A 20,495-nucleotide genomic window follows, 5' to 3' on the forward strand; every position below is an offset into this window, starting at 1 on the left:
AAATTAATCTTAGTAAAGGCGAGTTGTACGTACTGATTCACGCGCCAATTTCTTTTGGTAGCGTTTAACAGCAGCAGCTTTTTTGCGCTTACGTTCTTGAGTTGGTTTCTCGTAGAATTCACGCTTACGTACGTCAGCTAAAACACCCGCTTTTTCACATGAACGTTTGAAGCGACGGATAGCTACGTCTACTGGTTCGCCTTCTTTCAATTTAACTTGTGGCATGAAGAATCCTCATTAAGTTATGGATAAGATCAGGGCCGAATTGCCCTTGATCACAAGTGAAGGTCAGTATTTTACTCATTTACATCTCATACCACAAGTCTATAATAGTTGCTGCAATAGATTTGATACAGGTTATAGGCAGTTTAATGATCGTTTTGGGCTTGGAAACGTCGTGTGATGAAACAGGACTGGCACTGTATGATAGCGAGCTGGGGTTGCGCGGACAGGTGCTGTACAGTCAGATTAAACTGCATGCAGAGTATGGTGGTGTAGTTCCCGAACTGGCTTCGCGTGATCATGTGCGTAAGTTAATTCCGCTCATGAATCAGCTGCTTGAACAAAGTGGCGTGAAAAAATCTGAAATTGATGCAGTGGCATATACCCGTGGACCGGGCCTGATGGGTGCGTTAATGACGGGTGCATTGTTTGGTCGTACCTTAGCCTTTGCATTGAATAAGCCAGCGATTGGTGTACATCATATGGAAGGTCATATGCTGGCACCATTACTTTCGGCAACGCCACCGGAATTTCCGTTCGTGGCTCTTTTAGTGTCAGGCGGCCACTCGCAGTTGATGGCCGCTTATGGCATTGGTCAATATGAGCTCCTTGGCGAGTCGATTGATGATGCGGCTGGTGAAGCTTTTGATAAAGTCGCGAAAATGATGGGCTTGCCCTATCCAGGTGGTCCGAACATTTCTAAACTGGCGGAGCAGGGCGATCCGAATGCATTTCCTTTTCCACGTCCAATGCTGCATCAAGGCTTAGAGTTTTCATTCAGTGGTTTGAAAACTGCAGTTTCTGTGCAAATGAAGAAATTAGGTGATGAAAATCGTGATGCCGATATTGCAGCCAGTTTCCAGGAAGCCATTGTGGATACTTTGGTGAAAAAATCTGTCAAGGCATTGAAACAGACTGGCTTAAAACGTCTGGTGATTGCCGGTGGAGTAAGTGCCAACAAGCGTTTGCGTGAGCGACTGGAAGTGGATTTAACCAAGGCCTCTGTATACTATGCCGAACCTGCACTGTGTACCGATAATGGTGCAATGATTGCGTTTGCAGGTTACCAGCGTTTAAAAGCCGGGCAGCAAGATGGTCTGGCGGTTACTACCACACCACGCTGGCCGATGACGGAATTGAGTAATCCAAACGAAGTTTAAAATGTGAAAATGCCAATCGTTCAGATTGGCATTTTTTTGTTGGTTTATTTTGTAATGACAGCACTCCACACTCTTAAACCCCAACCAATAATTTTATTTAACTGAGCCTGTGTCAGGGAGGCGTGCAAAAGGCAGGCCGGCAATTGCATAAACCAATATAAATGAAGCAGCAATAACCCTAAACTGCAAGCCATTTAGATTAAATTCAAAATGTAAGCGCTCACTAATAATGGCAGAATTCGTGCGGTCAGTTGGATGATACGGCTTTCACTGTAGCTATGAAGCTTTCCTTGATTATTTCATCAGATTTTCCCGTGTCATTTTACTGATTTTTTGTTGTATTGCAGCGCGGGCCAGAGCAATAAAAGTGTTAGATTGGGCCATGTAAGGACAAGGTTTTATGTCAGAGCCATCCTTTTATTTTGCTGAAGATAAATAATATAATTTATTGTTTTCACAGTTATATTTAGATATAAACAAAATTGTATGTATAGAGACCAGCCGTTTTTTAATCTTTTATTACACCCTATAAATTTTTAGTAATCTCCAGCTTCTGGTGTATATCTCAAATAAATTATTTATAAGCCTGTTATTCCGAGTGACTCTCATCTCCTTATGGGTTTCTTAATTATCTTTAAAAGAAAATATGATCAGGTATCAAAAAGCCCAATCTTTTAAGGTTGGGCTGGGGTTGAATGATTATCTTCTGTTTTGGCTCTTTATATAAAATAGAAGATTGCTCAAAGTTGGTTTAACTGCTGTGAACCCACCCAGTGTTTGGAAAACTGATAAGCAGCACGACCTGAACGTTGCCCACGTGCCTGGCACCAGCGTAATGCTTCGGCACGTGCCTCTGCAGTCAGTTCCATACTGGATTTTTTGAGATAATGTTCCACAATTTCTAGATAGAGGTTTTGATCCATCGGGTAAAAAGACAGCCATAATCCGAAACGATCAGATAAGGAAATTTTTTCTTCGATCGCTTCCTGAGGATGTAACTCTGTATATTGCGGTACATCGACTTTGGTGACCGGCGTATTTTCATGCATAAATTCTGGCAATAAATGGCGACGGTTACTGGTCGCATAAATCACAAAATTGTTGGAACCAGATTGTAATGAGCCATCCAGAACACTTTTTAAACTGCGATAATTTTCATCTTCTGCATTAAAGGCCAGATCATCACAATAGACTATAAATTTTTCTGGACGGCCAGCGATCAGTTGCTGAATTTGAGGCAGATCTGAGAGGTCATCACGTTCAATTTCAATCAGGCGTAAACCCTGATCTGCGTATTCAGTCAACAAGGCACGGACAATTGACGACTTGCCTGTGCCACGCGAGCCGGTCAGCAGCACATCATTGGCAGGCAGGTCTTTTAAAAACTGTAAAGTGTTCTGAATCACTTTTTCTTTTTGTTTCTCGATTCCTTTTAAATCTTCCAGCGCAATCTGTTTAAGCTGATGAATCGGCTTTAGTTCCCCGTTTTGCCATTTATAAGCATGCGCAGAAAAATCCGGTGTCTGCTTCAGCTCAGGCAAGCTGTGTTGAAGCTGCAAAAGTACAGTAGAAAGCGCATTTAAAATATTGTCAGGTAAGTCGATTTTCGCCATGATGAAATAATGCAGATTTAAAATTATGTCTAGCATACTATCACTGTAAAATTCACAGTCAAAGTCTGAAAAGTGTGATAATTTACTTAAAGCAGAGAGTTTTGCTCCTTTAGTCTAGAAGGAGGAAAAGGGCGTTTTCCATATTTAAGACTACGGGCTGAATGAGAAATATATAGGGAAAATGACAGATGCTATTCAAAGATTTTACCCAGGATATTAATCCACATCAGGCCTATCGGATCAAAAAGCTGAAACAGCAGTTACAGCTTGCTGAGACTTATGAGGAGTGGAAACATATTGCGCTAAAGATTGATGAGGAATCAGGTGCACAAGAGTGGAAGTTTGATAATAGCTCGCCGTATTTTGATGCTGAAGTGATTGCGCATCGCTTAGGGAAATTAAGACGTTACCGCCAGCAAAAGCGTACCCGGGATCTGATGCATATCCTGTGTGAAGGGCTGAGCTATGATGTTGCCAATATTGCACATCCTTTGCTTTTTACCGAGACTTATGTCGGCACCAAAAGAATTATTGAAGAATATGTAGAAGAAGTCAGTCTGGGTCTGGCCTATATCGCCTCAGATGAATGTCAGTGCTTGAAATTTGAAGAAAAGATCGAATATTTTGAACATTGTCAGCGTGCTTATGGCCAGCCAGCTTTGATGTTTTCCGGTGGTTCAACTTTGGGGTTATTTCATACTGGTGTATGTAAGGCTTTAATGGAGCAAGACTTGCTGCCCAAAGTCATGTCTGGCTCGAGTGCCGGCGCTATTATGACTGCCATGCTGGGCGTGTCCAAGCCTTCCACTTATGTAGAACTGTTGAAGGGACATAACTTTTTTCATGAAGCCTTTCACTTTCGTAAGCTGAATGAACTGCTCAAAGGTAATGGTGGACTGGCCGATGTCAAATACCTGAAAAAGTTTCTGATTGAGAATCTGGGAGATGTCACTTTTGCAGAAGCCTTAAAAATTTCCGGTCTACATATTAATATTGCGGTTGCTCCTTATGATGCTGCGCAAGAGGCCCGGATTATGAATGCCTATACCTCACCAGATGTGCTGGTCTGGAGTGCAGTGCTGGCCTCTTGTGCAGTGCCAATTCTGTTTCCACCCGTACGTCTGACCAGTAAACGCTATGATGGTCAATATACCCCGTATATGGGAGCCACGCGCTGGGTCGATGGCAGTGTGCGCAGTGATTTTCCGCAAGAGAAAATGGCGCGGCTTTATAATATCAATTACACCATCGCCAGTCAGGTGAACCCGCATATCGTGCCATTTATGCAGGATGATGTAGCACGTTTTCGCAAAGGGACCTTAAGCTGGCCACAACGTATTGTACGCCGTCAAGGTGCGGTCATTACCAAAGGCATGATGGACTTTGCCCGTGAGCATGCCGGTCGGGTGCCACCAGTCCGCCGTCTGCTGGACCATGGGCATGGGGTAGTCAATCAGCGTTATTATGGCGATGTAAACATCGTCGGAAAATATGGCTTACGTCACTATACCTATATGCTCCAGAATCCGCGGCCACATCTGTTTAAAGTCTTGCAGCGTGAGGGCGAACGGGCGACTTGGCCTAAAATTTCCCTGATCGAAATGCAGGAGCGGGTAGGTAAAACTATTCAGCATTGTCTGGAACTGTTAAATTATCAGAAGACACCAGATCTACAGCACGAATATATTGCAACTTAATCCAGACACGCTCTCTTCTTTAAACTGGCAGCTAAAAACCAAAGCCCGTAGCCTGGGCTTTGGTCGCCGTCTCTATTATTTAAATGAACCGGGACCTTACTGGTTAAAGACCCTGCTTGCTGATTCTTCCGGTTCTGTATGGCAACAGGTTCAACAGGGTTTTCAGCATGAGCTGGAATTTTACCGTGCTTATCAGCATGCAGGTTTGCAGTGCCTATTGTCCGCTTTGATCATTCAGCAACCTGTTCAAATTGCTTATGACACTTTTCAGCAGGCTTTGATTCTGCCAGATTTTCCTGCTTATTTTGACCGTACACCAGCAAAGCTATCTATTCTGGAAATTCAGCAATATTTGCTGCGCGTCTTAGACCCCTTAATTGAATTACAGGAATTGGGCTATTTTCATGCCGATTTAAAGCGTGAACATTTTGTGCATGATCAGGGCAGGGTCTATCTAATCGATTTTGAGCAGGTACATTCCCTGTCTGAATCAGTAATAAAAGAAATGAATGCAACACCGCGTTATATGGCACCTGAGTTATTTCACGGCAAGCCTAAGTCTCTGCAAAGTGAGGTCTATGCTTTGGGAATCATTTTTTATGAATGGCTGTCCGGACAGCGTCTGCAAGCGGCCAGTTATGAAGATTGGGCATATATACATTGCCAGCGTTTCAAACTTGAGCTTCCGACGGGTTTAAAAGCCTTTCAAAAACTGTTGGAGGGAATGCTATGCAGGCAGCAGCAGAATAGACTGGCTGATTTCAAAGTGGTCAAATACTGCTTGATGACTGAAATTGAATGAGAAAAATACAATAAATTGCAGATTGTTTTTTATTTAATCAAATGGGTGGATTTTTCTTAAAAAGCTCTTGTCAGGGCAAAGTGATCTCTATAGTATACACAGCCATTGGGGACGTGGCGAAATTGGTAGACGCACTGGATTTAGGTTCCAGCGCCGCGAGGTGTGAGAGTTCGAGTCTCTCCGTCCCCACCAACAGTATTTAGGTCACTAGATATTGGGTGGAAGTAGAGGATTGGTGTAATGGTAGCATGACGGTCTCCAAAACCGTTCGTCAAGGTTCGAATCCTTGATCCTCTGCCAAAGTTTATAAAATCCAACTTTGAGTTGGTACCCTGATGGGGACGTGGCGAAATTGGTAGACGCACTGGATTTAGGTTCCAGCGCCGCGAGGTGTGAGAGTTCGAGTCTCTCCGTCCCCACCATCAAAAGAGACAAGGCGATGACCTTGTTTTTTTTCGCCTGAAATTTATAAATCTTAGAAGCATAAAAAAGCCCATAACAAAGGGCTGATGATATTTTACCCAATCCAAACTCCGTCAGCTCTAAATCTGTATTAGAGACTGGCTAGCGATTCAGTATTTATTTTTTTTCATAAAATGAATTGAATTTGTTCAAAAATAAGGGCTGTAAAATAAAATCCGGGTTAATTGATTAATTTTTGATATAACAGTACTTATTTTTCTAGATGGGTGCTTGTCAATACGAGTCGATCTCTATAATATACACAGCCACGGGGATATGGCGGAATTGGTAGACGCACTGTGTTCAGGTCGCAGCGCCTTCTAGGTGTGAGAGTTCGAGTCTCTCTATCCCCACCATATATAAAAGAAGCAAGGTAAATACCTTGTTTTTTTTTGCCTGGAATTTAGCAGGATGCTTTCTATTTCCTTGGCTTCTCAATTTTGTCTGAGATTTTGAATAGAAATGTCGTGAATTACTGCGTTAAGAAACCATTAAAATAATAGGATAAAAAGCATAGCAACCAGTAAGTAGGGCATTGGTATCGTTTTTATATTAATGAGATCAGTAAGGTTGAAACAAGAATAAAGGCCAGACGTTTAGAGTGGCTTTTAAATTCCTCAAATTTTATCGAATGTAAAAAATAAAGTTAACTGCTTAATTTATAGCAGGTTAGATTTCCTTTTACTGCAAAAACACTTGTCAACAGTGTGTGATCCCTATAGTATACACAGCCATTGGGGACGTGGCGAAATTGGTAGACGCACTGGATTTAGGTTCCAGCGCCGCGAGGTGTGAGAGTTCGAGTCTCTCCGTCCCCACCAACAGTATTTAGGTCACTAGATATTGGGTGGAAGTAGAGGATTGGTGTAATGGTAGCATGACGGTCTCCAAAACCGTTCGTCAAGGTTCGAATCCTTGATCCTCTGCCAAAGTTTATAAAATCCAACTTTGAGTTGGTACCCTGATGGGGACGTGGCGAAATTGGTAGACGCACTGGATTTAGGTTCCAGCGCCGCGAGGTGTGAGAGTTCGAGTCTCTCCGTCCCCACCATCAAAAGAGACAAGGCGATGACCTTGTTTTTTTTCGCCTGAAATTTCTAAATCTTAGAAGTATAAAAAAGCCCATAACAATGGGCTGAAAAGATTTAAAATTTTATTGCATTCACTTCTTTGACTCGACATCCCTATCTTCAAGTGTATCAAACCTGCTGATCAGGCTTTTAAGTGATCTTCAAATTCTTCACCGAGCTGCATGGCTAAAGCATTGCCGGAGAGGTCACAGGTCACCAGGCCATATTCTTTTTTAAAACTGAAACTGAAGCCACGGTCATCGGCCAGAGTGCGAACTGAATAACCTAATTTTTCTAACCACAGGCGAAAGGCGATCAAGTTTTTAGCTTTAACCACTTTTTTCATGAGATAACTCCTTCATCATTGTTAAATGATAGATAAGGATGAAAAAAATTGTTTTAAAGGGCGATTGCCTTAAATAATTTTAATTTAAAGGAAAATGCAGATTTAATGAACATTCATAGCTTGAGAAAAGCCATTAAATATAGCTTAAATGTTTGATATTTATATATTTTAAGATGTTGTAACTAAATGTTGTATGTTTTTAAGTTATAAAAATTATAAATTATTTTTAATATTCAACTGGTTAAGAGGGAATTATGAAGGAGACAGTTAAGTAAAAGATTTATTGCATGCCTTTTCATGATAAACCGGTTGGATTCTATTTTATTCAAGCATGCTTAGCCGGAGATTTTCTGAGCAGTATTTCTGTTCCTCTGATTTATACTATGAAAAAACAGATTGAAATTGAAAGATTATGACTCAGCCCAACATTGAACAGTATGTAAAGCAGCAGATTGAACAGATGCAGCAACAGGCTCTAACTCCGGTTGCCGTCATGCTGGGGCATGAAGACTGGCTGGAGTTTAGTGTGCAATCCCAGGTGGCTTATACACCCTTTGGAAGTGCACGTCGCTACCAGCCAGCACTGGGTGGTTTGCTGCTGGTTAGAGTGAATGAAATGAATACGCTACGCGTAATAACGCAGGCAGAACTGGATGCTTATGCACAAAGCAACCAGATTCTTTAGAAGGATTTAAAATCCTGAGAATGAGGAATTAGAAATTGTCTTTTTGCATTCTCAGTTGCTGGAATTCTTCAACACTATTGGCGCGTAAAAATGGATTGGTTTGAAGTTCTAGCTCAATGGTACTTGGCAGAGTGTTTTGACCGAGCATACGCAAACGCTTCACCTGTTCCAAACGTTCCTGAATCTCCAGGTTGTCTGGCTCAACATGTTTGGCGAACTGTGCATTAGACAAGGTATATTCATGGGTGCAATAGACCTGTGTACGGGGAGGCAAGGCAGCCAGACGCGACAGAGAATGATACATTTGCTGATACGTACCTTCAAAAACACGGCCACAGCCCATCGCAAATAGGGTATCACCACAGAACAGCACATCAAGCGTATCAATAAAATAAACGATATGGCCTAAGGTATGCCCGGGAACGGAGATAACCTGAACTTCAATATCATGAAAGTTAAATTGATTTTCATGTTCAAGCGGATGGCTAATCACCGGAATTTTACTCAGTTCTGCGCGTGGACCATAAACAGGGAGGTTCTGCTCCTGAATTAATCCGGCTACACCGCCAGTATGGTCTTTGTGCCAGTGAGTCAGCCAGATCTGGCTGAGTATCAGAGCATGTTCGGTGCAATAGGTTTTAACCAGTTCTGCTTCAGTCGGATCAATCACCACGACTTGATGGGAAGGTAGATGTTCCAGTAACCAGATATAGTTTTGTAAGGAGTTTTTGACATCAATGCAATGAATTTTGTATGAGGACATAGCGAATCAGCCTAAAGGGTTTTGCTGATAACCTAACATATTTACCGATGTTTTAGCGTTCGCATAAAGTGCCGATTGATCAAGAAATTATATTAACGATAGTGCTTTGCGATTTTGACGTGGCTACTTCCATAGCCTTTTCAATATTGATGGCTATTTGCCATTCTTTTGATATTGTATGCAGATGTGATTTTGCAGAAGTTATTTTAAAGCAAGAGTGTACAGGACGAAATAGCCTGAATTTTAATAGTGTTTCGGATTTTGCTGCTGTGATTTAGTAGCGCAGTTGTTTTGGCGATTGAATTTCAGTGCATCATTGCCTGCCATATCTTCGCTAAAAATAGTGCGAGATATTCCTTTTACGTCACAAACATAGACATAGATAAATGGTCAACAGACCTTAATATACAGGAGCATAAAAATGAAAATGTACCAGGTGGATGCCTTCACTACAGCACTGTTTAAAGGAAATCCGGCCGCAGTGATTGTGCTGGAGCAGTGGCTAGATGACAGCCTGATGCAGAATATTGCCCTGGAAAATAATTTGTCCGAAACCGCTTTCGTTCAGGTATGGGATGCAGAAAATTATGCGATTCGCTGGTTTACTCCGACCAGAGAAGTGGATTTTTGTGGACATGCTACTTTAGCCAGCAGCTTTGTGCTGTTTAAAGATTTTACATCAGCCAAGACTATTCAGTTTCATGTTAAAGATCTGGGGATTTTTACGGCCACTCAGGATACAGATGGCAAAATCAGAATGGATTTTCCAGTTCGTCGAGCCAAGCAGGTGACAGAATATCCGGATGAACTCAGACAGGCCCTGAGCAAACCTTTTAAAAATGTCTATTTGAATGCTCAAGGCTATATTATTGAATATGAATCGGTACAGGATGTTCTGGACGAACGGCCGAACTTTGAACTGCTCAGACAGTTAAATGGCAAGCGAACGGCCATTACGGCAAAGGGGAGCTTGCTGGATGTGGCGATTACCACAGGTGCTACGCAATATGACTGTATTTCTCGTTACTTTGCGCCCAGTAACGGAATTGATGAAGATCCGGTGACAGGCTCAATCCATACTGGTATTGCACCGCTTTGGGCGGAAAAACTGAGTAAGACCGAACTGGTCGCCTATCAGGCTTCGGCACGGGGTGGCGAGCTGTATTGCAGTCTGAAAGCTGAAGATCGGATTGAAATTTCGGGCTATGCCAGGTTATATATGCAGGCTGAAATTTTTATCTAAATTACATTGTAAAACATAATATCGTCTTGGCAGACGGTATGGTATTTCTGGCAATCCGGTTTAAAAGATTATTCAGAGTAAGAGTCATTTTCTAATATAGACCGGTAATAAAAATTCACCTTTAAAATTTTGGATAAAGAATGTTAATACGCTTTAAAAGTTTAACACTGGCGATTTTATTATCTGGTTATTCGGTGCTGAGTCTGGCCCAGCCAGTGCTACTAAAAACTGAGCAGAATGTTGAAGAATATAAATTAGAAAATGGCTTAAGAATTATTCTCGTGCCAAATGACAAAGAAAATAAAGTATTTATGAACACGGTTTATCTGACCGGTTCACTGAATGATCCGCAAGGCAAGGGGGGATTGGCTCATCTTCTGGAACATCTGGCCTTTAAAGGCACTCGCAATGTCAAAGGGGATGAATTCCAGCGTCGACTGGATCAATATACTTTAATGACCAATGCCAGTACCGACTATTATTCTACCAAATATACCAATGTGATTCGTCCTGAGCAGACGGCGCTCAATGAAGTGATTTTTCTTGAAGCCGAGCGGATGGACAAACTGGTGCTGCAAGAAAAATATGTCCCGACTGAAATTGATATTGTGAAACGTGAGCGCGAAATTCGTCTGGATCAGCCCTTTTCGGTCATGATGGATCAAATCTTTAAAGCGGCTTATGGCAATCAGTATCTTGGGCGTTTGGCGATTGGCGATCTGGAGGAACTGCAATCCATTAATATGCAGGAGCTGAACCAGTTTTACCGTCAATGGTATGCACCAAATAATGCCTTCATGGTGATCTCAGGCAAGTTTAACAAGGCGGATGTGCTCAAGCAGATTGATCGCCATTTCAGCCCGATCCAGTCGCGCAACATTCCGGCACAGGCCCAGGTACCGCCTTTAAAACCTGAACAGATCGCACCGCGTGAGTTTACCGTGCAAAAAGGCAGTGATCTGGCAAAATATAGTATTTATTTAACGGGTGCCAATGAAAGTGTTAAAACAGCATTGGCGATTTCGCCGACGCTATATACGCTGCAACCGAGCGGACATTTGTATCAAAGTATGGTGGAAACCGGGAAATCCACCACAGTGCAATCCGCAACCTGGCTCGACCGGGATTTTAATCTGGTGATGATGGGTGCGATTTATGGACCGAATCATCAGGCACCAGGTGTAAAGGAAGGATTGATACAAGGCATAGAGCAGAGTCAGCCTTTTAATGAAGTCGAACTTAACCGTACAAAAAATCTGGTGCGTAACCAGGCCGATATGATCAAAAATAGTGCAGCCGCGATAGGTTCCCGTCTGAGTGATTATGCAGTGGCTTATTCTGGGGACTGGAGCCAATACTTTAAAGATCTGGATTCGATCCAAAAGCTGAGTGTGAATGATGTCAATCGAGCCTATCAGGTCTTTTTTAAACCAGAGCATCGTGTTTTCGGGAATATTCTGCCTACACCAGAAGATCAGAAAAAAGCACAGCAACTGGCGCAGAGCGAAGCCCCACAAAAAAGTTTAGCGCCTTCGGCTGAAGCAGAAGAACCATTAAAGGATGTCAGGGTTTATCAGGCGGAAGTGAAAGATTATGTGCAGCAGTCCAAGCAATATCTGCATGAAAAAGAAAAGCAGATCCAGCGCGGTAAGCTGAAAAATGGCATTAAATATGCGCTGTTTCCGACCACTACACGTGATGATAAGGTATATGCCACCATTGCCCTGGATTTTGGTACAGCACAAACCTTATTGAATAAGGGTGAAGTACTGGATCTGATGGCATATCTATTATTGCGTTCTTCAGAAACCCAGAGTTTGCAGCAGATTGCAGACAAGATTATCGAAGTTGGCGGATCTGCCACTGCAAGTGCAGCGGTGAATGGCTTGACCATTCAAATCAGTGCCAAAAAAGAAAAATTCGAAGAGTTTTTTCAGTATGTGGTTGAGGTGCTTAAAAACCCGGTATTTGAACAAAGCCAGTTTGATCTGATCAAGGGGCAGACTTTATCAACTCTGGATCGTCCTTATACGGAGCCAGATACTGTTGCTGGGCTGACCATGTCGCGAATCATTGAAATCTACCAGCCAGGAGATATTCGCTATCATTTTGAACCTGAGCTGGCGACCCGACAGTTTAAAGCGGCCACCCGTGAACAGGTAGTGGCCTTGTATCAGCAGTTTTTTAAAACCCATCATGCACAAATTGCGGTTACGGGTGAATTTAACCCCAAGTCCATGCAAAACATCCTGAAAAAAAGTTTTGCTGACTGGAAAACCCAACAGCCTTATGAGCGCCTGAAATCGGTATATAGAGCTTATCCTGCCCAACAAGTTCATGCCTTATCCGAGCAGCGTGAGTTTGGCAGCTATCAGGCACTGATGACTTTGCCGGTGGGGGCGGACAATCCTGATGTGCCGGCTTTGCAGGTCTTTGAATATATTCTGGGGAATTCCCAGTTGTCTTCCCGTTTGGCTCAGGAGCTACGTGAAAAAAATGCCTTGGTCTATGGATTTGGTGCCAATCTCCAGTTTGATGAATGGGCGGAGTCAGGCGCGCTCTCCATTGATGCAAACTATACGGCAGGGAAATCAGCACAAGTTTCACAAGCAGTATATAAAGTGCTGAATGAGCTATTGACCCGGGGTGTCACGGAACAGGAAGTGGAAGCTGCCAAAGCCAGTATTCTAAAAAAACGCTTAAATGCGCTGGAAGATGATCGCCGTATTCATAACATGCTGGTTCCGCAACTGGATAAAGACCGTAATCTGTTGTATCGGGAAAAACGTGATCAGGCGATTGCTAAACTGAGTAAAGCCGACATTGATGCCGTGATTAAAAAATACATCAAGCCAAATCAGCTGGTGGAAGTGATGGCCGATCAGTATGGAAAAGAAGTTAAGCAATCATAGTGTGAGTAGGTAAATAGAAAAATCCCCTCAAGTCGGGGATTTTTTATTTTTCAATATTATTTAAAGCCCTAATTTAAGTAACTTTTCTGGTAAACAGGATTCCACCTAAAACGCCAGATAGCACAGCACTGGCTAAGCTCCACCAGAAAGTGGCAAAAAGAAACAGGAAAATACCACCTGATATTAAGATTGCTCCGAAAGCAATATCTTTATTAAAGGGTAAGTGAATCATATGTTGGTAATAGCAGGATGCCATTCCACTAAAACAGATCACCAGGCAAATATATAAAAGTTTTTCTGACAAGGGACTAGCGATCATTTCTTCCCAGAGCATATGTATTTTCCTCCTTTTTTAAGGATCCAGACGCTTATTCTTATAATTTATAAAACGCTTTAGCATTTTCATAAAAAATCGGCTTTAAGGCATTTTCATCATAAGCCTGCACAATATCGCTAAACGCATCAATAATGTTAGTGAGTGAGCTGCTGACACGGTCCATCGGAAAGTTGGACGCAAACATCACGCGCTTAGCCCTAAAGCAGTTTAAAGCATGCTGAATCAGGGGAGCTGCACGTTCTACTAGTTCCTGTTTAGTTGCCAGTCGTTTCTGCTGATGAAAATCATGCCCTAAAACAGGCATAAACAAGCCAGACATTTTAGTCGATACATTCGTGCATTGTGCCAGTTCAGCCAGATCCTCTTTCCATGCCTGAAAAATATATTCACGTTGCTGAGCTGTCTTGCCCGTGCCTTTACCCACCTTGCCAAATAAACCAGCAGGCGTACCCAGATGATCCAATACGATAGGTGTGTCTGGAAAGGCTTTGGCCAGCGCAGTAACATCTGCAAGCTGGGTCGAATATACCCAGGCATCAAAGCTTAAATCTTGCTTGGCCAGTTCTTCAAAACCTTTGAGGAATTTTTTATTGCGGTACAGATGCGGTTCATCTGCCCATGCATGAATAGCTTTATCTGCATGGACTGCTGCCATTTTACGGATGCCACGAAACTTGGGTGAGGCTTCGCGATGTAATTGCAGGAGCTGTTTAAAATTTTTCTGTCGTGGATCCGCCGTGGCGACAATGCCACCTAACTGGATATTATGCTGATCAAAAGGAAGTCCAGCGATGAAGCGGGTTTCGTTTACCACGCCCGTACCTTTCTGTTGATGCCAACTGGCTTCGACATGCACAATCTGCTCCACCTTATAATGACCTGCATCTTTCTTGTAATTTCCAGGCAGGTAGGGTGCAGTCAGATGTTCAGTCAAGCCAATCGTTTCAATCACATCTTTGGGTTTTAACAGTCGAACCATCTTGTCTAGCAATCTAGGATGTTTGCCAAACAGCTTCACCGCGAAAGCCGCGGCATGCGGGGTAGTATAGGGATCCCATTGGTGGATATGCGGGTCAATGATCGGAAAGGGAAGTGATTGCATAATATTCTTGGTCTATCCTTAATTTTTATTATTTTTTATATAGGCCTACAATCAGCCTAAAGTCAATTTTTTGTATCCATAAAAAAAGCCCCGTAGGGCTTTCATTAATGATCGTGGTCGTGTTGATGCTTATTGGCATGAAACTCTTCATTACGACGGAAACGTAAATAGTTTTCAAACTGCTCGCAGTATTCATCATAATTGTCTTCCAGCATCATCTGGAACTGCTGCAAGATATAAGACATGACCTGATCTTTAGCATCGCGCATTTCATTGCCATCTTTAAAATTGTTGGCAGCGACCCAGGTATTAAAACGGGCTGTGCCAAACAGCATTGCAGCGCTGACCTGACCGCGTTTGTCTGCCGGATTTTCCTGAGAACCTTTTTCTACGCGGCTAAATTCATTGGCCTGTTTAATAAATTCATCAGCACGTTCAAAGAATGCAGCATTTAACGCTTCTTCTTCGGTTACATCGGTTGCTTCAATCTTTTGAACCATGAATTTTTCCTGACTATAAAATCTTGATGTCTAATTATAGGCAAAGCCTTGCAGAAACTAAACCTTTGCCTTAATCTAAAAATAGCCTAAGCAATTAAAGTGTGAATACCATGCAAGATGCAATTGCGGTACAAAGCCTGAAAAGTGATATTGCCTTGTTGCGCCAGAATATATGGCCACCCGCAAATCTGGCCAATGTTGAAGGTTTGCCGATTTACTATGGCACCAAGTCGCAGGTGGATGAATATTACAAACAATGGCTGGGTCTGATTGAAAGGGCACAAGACCTGTTTCAGCCGTTTATGGAAGATGAGGTCGTAGATGCAGTTCATCTGCCCGGTCACCTGAATCTCCCCTTATTCTATTTTCATGTGGATCGCATCCGTATTAATAAGACTCGGGCCAAAGAATCCAAAACCTTTCGCGGTATTGCCAGTCTGATAGAAAAATGCGGACAGTTTGAAGCAGAACAGGTGGCTGCCATGCAGCGTTGGCTGGACAGTGATGAAACAGCAGCGTTGGTGGCCCACCGTGAATTTGTTGACTTACGGACTTATGTATTTCAGCATGGGCAAAGTGAATATACGCGCACCCGATTTTATGTAAATGGGATCGTGCTGAGTGTCGAGCCAGACTTTGAGCTGGTGGATGCACGCGATAAGCCACGCAAACAACGCAGTGACAGTTATAGCGATCCATTGGCGGATAATAATATCTGGAAAGTATATGGCAAAAATCGTTAAAGCCATATCGCTATGACCAGAATGGCCCGGTTTTAGTAAATTGTACTAACCGGGCCGCAGCCTCAGCAGACAGGCGCTGTTGTTCAGCTTTAATCCATCCCAGCACAAACCAGGCTTTGGGCTGCTTTTTCACATAGGGAAGGAATAGCTCTTCTGCAACGAACAGATCGTTATAATGTCCTAAACTTTCCTGAACGGGCTTTAATGCTTTGAGATACGCTTTCACTTTCTGCTCAGCAAACAGGCTTTGCAAAAATTCAATATTATAGCGTAAACGCTTGACTCGCTTGCGAGTGCGATGCCGTGCCTCAATATCCGGCTGTATATAATTGGCTGCATCCTTACAAATTTTGTGGTGCAAGCTGCTGAGACTGGTGCAAAGTGTTTTATGGGAAGATGGATGTGGCTTAAATTTGCGCTGGCTAAAGCCTAAAAGTTCAAGAAACAGCTTTGTAGTCGCGGGCTGTTGAAACAGTTGACTGATATTGAGCTGCCCTTTAGGAGCAGGAGGTAATACTAAAAGTGGTGAACCGGCTTGTTTTAATTGTGGGAGCAGGCTTCCAGCTAAGGCATCCCGATCGCGGGTAGCGCCTAACTGCTGAAAAATATCCCGCAGCTGATCCTGCCATTCAGCCGGGCATTCTTTGGTTTCGGACTGGAAAATTTTTAAGGCACTGCGTAAACGACGGACTGCAACACGTGCCTGATGCACATGGTCACTATTATAGTGTTCTAAGGCAATTGCCGTTGCATTCGGAAAAAGATGAGTCAGACAGTTTGCTACAATTTTTTGCAGGATTTTAGCAACATTATTTTCCTCTTTTAAATTGAGTACAACCTGATGCTGAACTGGAAGCTGCTGTTCATCCTTTAATAGGGCATAACCGCGTTCGGATTTGTTGCGTACATCCAGCCACAACTGATAAGGTTCAACCCAAGTTTCTACACATTCAATCAGTTGATCCAGTGTACCAGTTTTAAGCTCAAATTCGACTTCATAAATATGAGCAATCTGGTCTCCAGAGCGAATTTCTCCAATATCGAAAGCTATTTCTATCTGGCTCTGCTGGTAATTATACTGGATGACCTGACGTTTGACCTCTGTTTCGAATTGGAGCAGTAGGGGAGTATTCAGCTTGCCTATTGCCTGCTTGAGTATTTTTTTGGCCTGCTTATCTTTTTGATATAGATGAAAATTACACGATTCTGGCTGGGTTTCTCCCAGGCAATGTTCCAGTTCAAAACGCTCAAACTCATGCCGCGCAGGTGCCTTTAACGTCTGAAACCATTGTTTATCTTCCAGACGTTGCCGCAGTGCGATTTTATGTTGCTGTAATTGCTGATCGTGAGTATCAAAATATTGGGCATATAGATGATGCCGGGCAGGCGCATACTGCTGAAAATCTTGTTCAAACTGGCTGCGTGTATGTAAAGGGATTTGAAATTTCAGTTCAACTTCTGCCATCGGATCACACCTGCACGATGTAACGGGATAGCATTCAATATATCCCAAAGATCCATAGCTGTGTGAGGCACTTCTGCAACAAAAAAGCACGCCGTAGCGTGCTTGAAACTCTTTGATGAGATTTATTTAAGAAATTTGCGACTGACCAGAAACTGTTCGGTCGTTTCTAGCAGCTTTTGTGCATAAACTTCCTGCTTGGCGGTCAGCCACCCCAGAACAAACCAGTCACTGGCCTCCAGTTCAGTCTGCTGGATATAAAGCGCTGAAGATGCCAGAGTTTGATATTCTTGGGCGGCCTGCTGGGCATCATTCAGTGCCTTGCTGTATTTTTGCAGATTCTTTACATCATAGACATGCGTCAAAATCGGGAAGCTGAATTTCAATTCCTGAATACGCATCGACAACTGATCCAGACTGTCAAAATCGGCACTATCTGTTTGATTCATTTGTTCTTGCAAGGCTTTATACTGTTGTTGCAGACAGGTTTGCGCCGCAGTTTTCAGATCTGCCCCGGATTTCTGATGACCGCTTAAACTGAAAATCAGCAATTCCAGATAATGATGCACATTTTGGGTGGATTTCACCAGATGATTCAGTTTCTCCTGAGCATACAGAATATCTTTGGTCAGGTTTTCTGCGGTGGTCGGATTTTGCAGGAAACTGGCCAGCGTGTTTTGCATATGTTGCAAATGCTGTAAATGTTCAAACTGTTTTTTAAATGCTTCCAGCTGATGTGCCCATTTATCCGAAACGCCTGTATGCCAGTCCTTAAACAGTAGCAGACTTAAATGGAGATGATGCAGGGCCTGTTGTGCCTGCTCAATGTGCTCCTGTTCAGCCACATGCGCCGATATGGCCGCGATATTAGGTAAAAGATGCTGCATCTGCTGGGCAATCAGGCTGCATAGATTCTCGCCTGCACTGGATTTTTTGCTCAGCTGAAATTCTTTAGCCTGTGTTGCCGTGCTAACCGTTTGGGCACTGGCCAGGAGATTGCCTATTTCAGCCTTGCTGCGTACATCCAGCCAGAGCTGATATTTTTTGACCCATTCAAAGCTCATAGCCAGCAGATTTTGCACAGAACCCTGTTTAAGCTCAAACTCGACCTCGTGTACGTCCTGTTCAGCATCTGGCGTGCGGATATGACCAACATCCAGACTGACTTCAATCTGGCTGTCTTCATACTCAATAACACGTAAGGTACGTACAATATCCGTTTCAAACTGAAGTTTTAGATGATCAAATTGTTGCCCTAGGGCACCCACCAGAATTTCCTGAGCTTCAGGACACTGCTGATAAATACTCAGCTCCAGTTCAGGCGAATGAGCCAGTTCTCCAAGATCATGATTATGCTCAAAGCGTTCAATATGACTTTTGCCAGCTGCTTTTAGAGTCTGGATCCAGCGTGTTCCTTCAAGGCGTTGACGCAATGCCACACCATGCTGAGCTAGCTGACGGTCAGTGGTATCATAATATTTGGCCTGAAGCTGGATCTGTTGCGATTTCTTAGGATCAAGTGCCTTGAGCAGGGCTTGACGGCGTGCTGCCGGAATCTGAAACTTGAGTTCAACTTCAACCATGATAATTATCCTGTCTGCTCAGCTATTCAAATAAGACTGAAGCCTGCTTGCTGTAATGAGGTTGCGAAAGATCGCGGAAATATTTTTAGATTTTTAAGCAGCAGATTGTAACCAAATTCAAATCACATGTAAGACTTGACCAAAGGGAAAAAGTGCTGATTAAAGAAATTAATATAAAATTTCATAGGTATATGTTTATTTAATACTAGAAAATTCAGTCATTAATAGACCAAGAATGAGATTGAGACTATAGGATGAACAGTCTTTTAATTGTCCAAATTATGCGCTAATGTTGCAGAAAGACTTCAGGATGATGTTATGAATGCACCGATTCAAGTAGAGCAGGGAAATATAGTTGCGGCGTCTCCGCAAATGCCAATTCGTGATTATCATGAATTTTACCGATTTTATCTGACTGAACATCGCCACATTATGAGCCGTCGTCTGCATATTACGGGAAGCAGTATAGGACTTTATTTTTTTAGCAAGGCGCTTCGTCAGCGTAAGGCCAAATATCTAGCTTATGGGCTGCTTTCAGGTTATGCCTGCGCATGGATTGGACATTTTGTTTTTGAAAAAAATAAACCGGCCAGCTTCAAGCAGCCTTTCTACAGCTTTATTTCTGACTGGCGTATGTTTGCTGATGTGTTACGGATGAATATCAGTTTGATTGATACTCAATACGATAAAATTTCTGTTTAATTCATATCCATGTTTTATTGAATAGTGCTTTAATGGATAAGTGCAAACAGATAAAAAGACTTGTAAGCGAAATTTTATTATTTTATTAATCGTGATATGACTTAGTTGAGGTTTTTATCAAGGTAAATTATTCTGAATCAACCAGTTTTCCAAGCCTGGAGCGACCTTCTCCGGGCTTTTTTTATGCCTAAAAATACTGAATCGATCAAGCTGCCGGTGACAGCAATGGGCCAAATTTTTTTATACAGCAGATGATTACATAATTTTTCTACTTACAAAAAGACTTTTGAGGTTGGAGAACAAGTACACGGTCTCCCCTTAGATAAAAATAGATTCAGGCTTTGATATTCAGCGGTTTACTTCACTGAACCACAAAAATAACAACGCTTCGGGCTATAATAGAGCCATTCTATTAGTGGCGAGTACGATGCGCGGTCTATATTTAATTACCAATGATGATGCATTGGAACTTTTATTAGAGAAACTCGAAGCAGCCTTGGCGACAGGCCATATTGCGATCTTGCAATACCGCCGTAAAAAAGTGGCAAAACCGGATCAAGACGCAGAAGTTGAGCTAATAAAAGCGTTAGCAGAGAAATACCGGACACCTTTTGTGATTAATGATGATCTGGCTATGGCAGAAAAATTCGGCTTGGGGGTGCATCTGGGACAGTCGGATGGTGAGATTTCCGACGCTGCTGCACGTTTGCCACATGGCGCAATTATTGGACGTTCATGCAATAATTCAATTGAACTTTCGGACAAAGCGATTGCTGATGGCGCCACTTATGTCGCTTTCGGAGCGGTCTATGCCACCGATACCAAACCTGAAGCAGGTAATATCGGGCTTGAAACGCTAAAGCAGGCGAAAGCAAAATATCAGTTGCCGATTTGTGCAATTGGGGGGTTAAGCGTAGAAAACTCTCAGGCCGTGATTGAAGCAGGGGCTGACCTTTGTGCGGTGATCAGTGATATATTAGCCTTAGCGGTTCAAGACATTCCTGCGCGTGTAAATGCGTGGGCTGCATTGTTTGCAGAAACAGTTTAATTTGATTTTTTTTGTTTATATTTCATTTTTTAGTTGAGTGCAT

General features: G+C 42.7%; 18 protein-coding genes and 7 tRNA genes. 16 read left to right on the top strand and 9 right to left on the bottom strand.

Features of this window, described 5'->3' with window-relative positions:
- Positions 1 to 9: 9 nt before the first annotated feature.
- A complete protein-coding gene (gene rpsU, locus NI467_RS01875) occupies positions 10 to 225 on the bottom strand; it encodes a 30S ribosomal protein S21 (protein WP_001136722.1) in 216 nt (71 codons plus the stop codon).
- A 146-nt stretch (positions 226 to 371) separates the two neighbouring features.
- Here rpsU and tsaD point away from each other — a divergent pair, with 146 nt between their 5' ends.
- A complete protein-coding gene (tsaD, locus tag NI467_RS01880) occupies positions 372 to 1,382 on the top strand; it encodes a tRNA (adenosine(37)-N6)-threonylcarbamoyltransferase complex transferase subunit TsaD (protein WP_253150629.1) in 1,011 nt (336 codons plus the stop codon).
- Positions 1,383 to 2,122: 740 nt separating this feature from the next.
- Here the strand turns inward: tsaD and NI467_RS01885 are convergent.
- A complete protein-coding gene (locus NI467_RS01885) occupies positions 2,123 to 2,995 on the bottom strand; it encodes an ATP-binding protein (protein WP_253150729.1) in 873 nt (290 codons plus the stop codon).
- A gap of 188 nt (positions 2,996 to 3,183) precedes the next feature.
- Between NI467_RS01885 and NI467_RS01890 the strand changes: the two genes are divergently transcribed.
- The 9 genes from NI467_RS01890 to NI467_RS01930 all read left to right on the top strand — a co-directional run bounded on the left by NI467_RS01890 (position 3,184) and on the right by NI467_RS01930 (position 7,007).
- Positions 3,184 to 4,692, top strand: coding sequence for a DUF3336 domain-containing protein (locus NI467_RS01890; RefSeq protein WP_151206143.1), 1,509 nt, complete (start codon positions 3,184 to 3,186; stop codon positions 4,690 to 4,692).
- Positions 4,682 to 5,494 carry a protein kinase gene (locus NI467_RS01895; protein WP_253150630.1) on the top strand — a complete coding sequence of 271 codons (813 nt, stop codon included), beginning with the start codon at positions 4,682 to 4,684 and terminating at the stop codon, positions 5,492 to 5,494. Before NI467_RS01890 ends, NI467_RS01895 begins: the two co-directional genes overlap by 11 nt.
- 107 nt (positions 5,495 to 5,601) lie before the next feature.
- Positions 5,602 to 5,686 (top strand) — tRNA-Leu (locus NI467_RS01900).
- A 34-nt stretch (positions 5,687 to 5,720) separates the two neighbouring features.
- Positions 5,721 to 5,794: transfer RNA gene (locus NI467_RS01905), tRNA-Trp, on the top strand.
- Between the two features lie 37 nt (positions 5,795 to 5,831).
- Positions 5,832 to 5,916: transfer RNA gene (locus NI467_RS01910), tRNA-Leu, on the top strand.
- 310 nt (positions 5,917 to 6,226) lie between these two features.
- Positions 6,227 to 6,312 (top strand) — tRNA-Leu (locus NI467_RS01915).
- 380 nt (positions 6,313 to 6,692) lie between these two features.
- A tRNA-Leu gene (locus NI467_RS01920) sits at positions 6,693 to 6,777 on the top strand.
- Between the two features lie 34 nt (positions 6,778 to 6,811).
- Positions 6,812 to 6,885, top strand: a tRNA-Trp gene (locus tag NI467_RS01925).
- A gap of 37 nt (positions 6,886 to 6,922) precedes the next feature.
- Positions 6,923 to 7,007, top strand: a tRNA-Leu gene (locus NI467_RS01930).
- Positions 7,008 to 7,168: 161 nt separating this feature from the next.
- Here the strand turns inward: NI467_RS01930 and NI467_RS01935 are convergent.
- Positions 7,169 to 7,372, bottom strand: a complete 204-nt coding sequence (locus tag NI467_RS01935; RefSeq protein WP_151204559.1) for a hypothetical protein — start codon at positions 7,370 to 7,372, stop codon at positions 7,169 to 7,171.
- A gap of 412 nt (positions 7,373 to 7,784) precedes the next feature.
- On the opposite strand from NI467_RS01935, the gene NI467_RS01940 reads away from it, so the two are divergent.
- Positions 7,785 to 8,057, top strand: coding sequence for a hypothetical protein (locus NI467_RS01940; protein ID WP_151204561.1), 273 nt, complete (start codon positions 7,785 to 7,787; stop codon positions 8,055 to 8,057).
- A 28-nt stretch (positions 8,058 to 8,085) separates the two neighbouring features.
- On the opposite strand, the gene gloB is transcribed toward NI467_RS01940, so the two are convergent.
- On the bottom strand, positions 8,086 to 8,820 hold the full coding sequence (gloB, locus tag NI467_RS01945; protein WP_151204562.1) for a hydroxyacylglutathione hydrolase: 735 nt from the start codon (positions 8,818 to 8,820) through the stop codon (positions 8,086 to 8,088).
- Positions 8,821 to 9,241: 421 nt separating this feature from the next.
- On the opposite strand from gloB, the gene NI467_RS01950 reads away from it, so the two are divergent.
- Both NI467_RS01950 and NI467_RS01955 read left to right on the top strand, forming a co-directional pair.
- Positions 9,242 to 10,063, top strand: coding sequence for a PhzF family phenazine biosynthesis protein (locus tag NI467_RS01950; RefSeq protein WP_253150632.1), 822 nt, complete (start codon positions 9,242 to 9,244; stop codon positions 10,061 to 10,063).
- Positions 10,064 to 10,203: 140 nt separating this feature from the next.
- Positions 10,204 to 12,975, top strand: coding sequence for a pitrilysin family protein (locus NI467_RS01955; protein WP_253150634.1), 2,772 nt, complete (start codon positions 10,204 to 10,206; stop codon positions 12,973 to 12,975).
- A gap of 73 nt (positions 12,976 to 13,048) precedes the next feature.
- Here the strand turns inward: NI467_RS01955 and NI467_RS01960 are convergent, their stop codons facing one another.
- The 3 genes from NI467_RS01960 to NI467_RS01970 all read right to left on the bottom strand — a co-directional run bounded on the left by NI467_RS01960 (position 13,049) and on the right by NI467_RS01970 (position 14,914).
- On the bottom strand, positions 13,049 to 13,309 hold the full coding sequence (locus NI467_RS01960; RefSeq protein ID WP_174659924.1) for a hypothetical protein: 261 nt from the start codon (positions 13,307 to 13,309) through the stop codon (positions 13,049 to 13,051).
- Between the two features lie 40 nt (positions 13,310 to 13,349).
- A complete protein-coding gene (locus NI467_RS01965) occupies positions 13,350 to 14,414 on the bottom strand; it encodes an amidohydrolase (protein WP_253150635.1) in 1,065 nt (354 codons plus the stop codon).
- 104 nt (positions 14,415 to 14,518) lie between these two features.
- Positions 14,519 to 14,914: a DUF3144 domain-containing protein gene (locus NI467_RS01970; protein ID WP_151204571.1), complete on the bottom strand. Its 396-nt coding sequence runs from the start codon at positions 14,912 to 14,914 to the stop codon at positions 14,519 to 14,521.
- Between the two features lie 110 nt (positions 14,915 to 15,024).
- Between NI467_RS01970 and NI467_RS01975 the strand changes: the two genes are divergently transcribed.
- Positions 15,025 to 15,657, top strand: a complete 633-nt coding sequence (locus tag NI467_RS01975) for a hypothetical protein (protein ID WP_151208179.1) — start codon at positions 15,025 to 15,027, stop codon at positions 15,655 to 15,657.
- A 10-nt stretch (positions 15,658 to 15,667) separates the two neighbouring features.
- Here NI467_RS01975 and NI467_RS01980 read toward each other — a convergent pair whose 3' ends face one another.
- Together NI467_RS01980 and NI467_RS01985 are read right to left on the bottom strand one after the other, a co-directional pair.
- Complete coding sequence (locus NI467_RS01980) at positions 15,668 to 17,122, bottom strand: CYTH and CHAD domain-containing protein (protein WP_253150636.1); 1,455 nt, start codon at positions 17,120 to 17,122, stop codon at positions 15,668 to 15,670.
- A 122-nt stretch (positions 17,123 to 17,244) separates the two neighbouring features.
- Positions 17,245 to 18,702, bottom strand: coding sequence for an inorganic triphosphatase (locus NI467_RS01985; protein WP_253150637.1), 1,458 nt, complete (start codon positions 18,700 to 18,702; stop codon positions 17,245 to 17,247).
- Positions 18,703 to 19,020: 318 nt separating this feature from the next.
- On the opposite strand from NI467_RS01985, the gene NI467_RS01990 reads away from it, so the two are divergent.
- Positions 19,021 to 19,404 carry a DUF962 domain-containing protein gene (locus NI467_RS01990; RefSeq protein ID WP_151204577.1) on the top strand — a complete coding sequence of 128 codons (384 nt, stop codon included), beginning with the start codon at positions 19,021 to 19,023 and terminating at the stop codon, positions 19,402 to 19,404.
- A 427-nt stretch (positions 19,405 to 19,831) separates the two neighbouring features.
- Complete coding sequence (gene thiE, locus NI467_RS01995; protein ID WP_253150639.1) at positions 19,832 to 20,452, top strand: thiamine phosphate synthase; 621 nt, start codon at positions 19,832 to 19,834, stop codon at positions 20,450 to 20,452.
- Positions 20,453 to 20,495 lie beyond the last annotated feature (43 nt).

This window comes from Acinetobacter sp. S4397-1 (genome assembly GCF_024129285.1).
Lineage (GTDB): Bacteria > Pseudomonadota > Gammaproteobacteria > Pseudomonadales > Moraxellaceae > Acinetobacter > Acinetobacter lwoffii_C.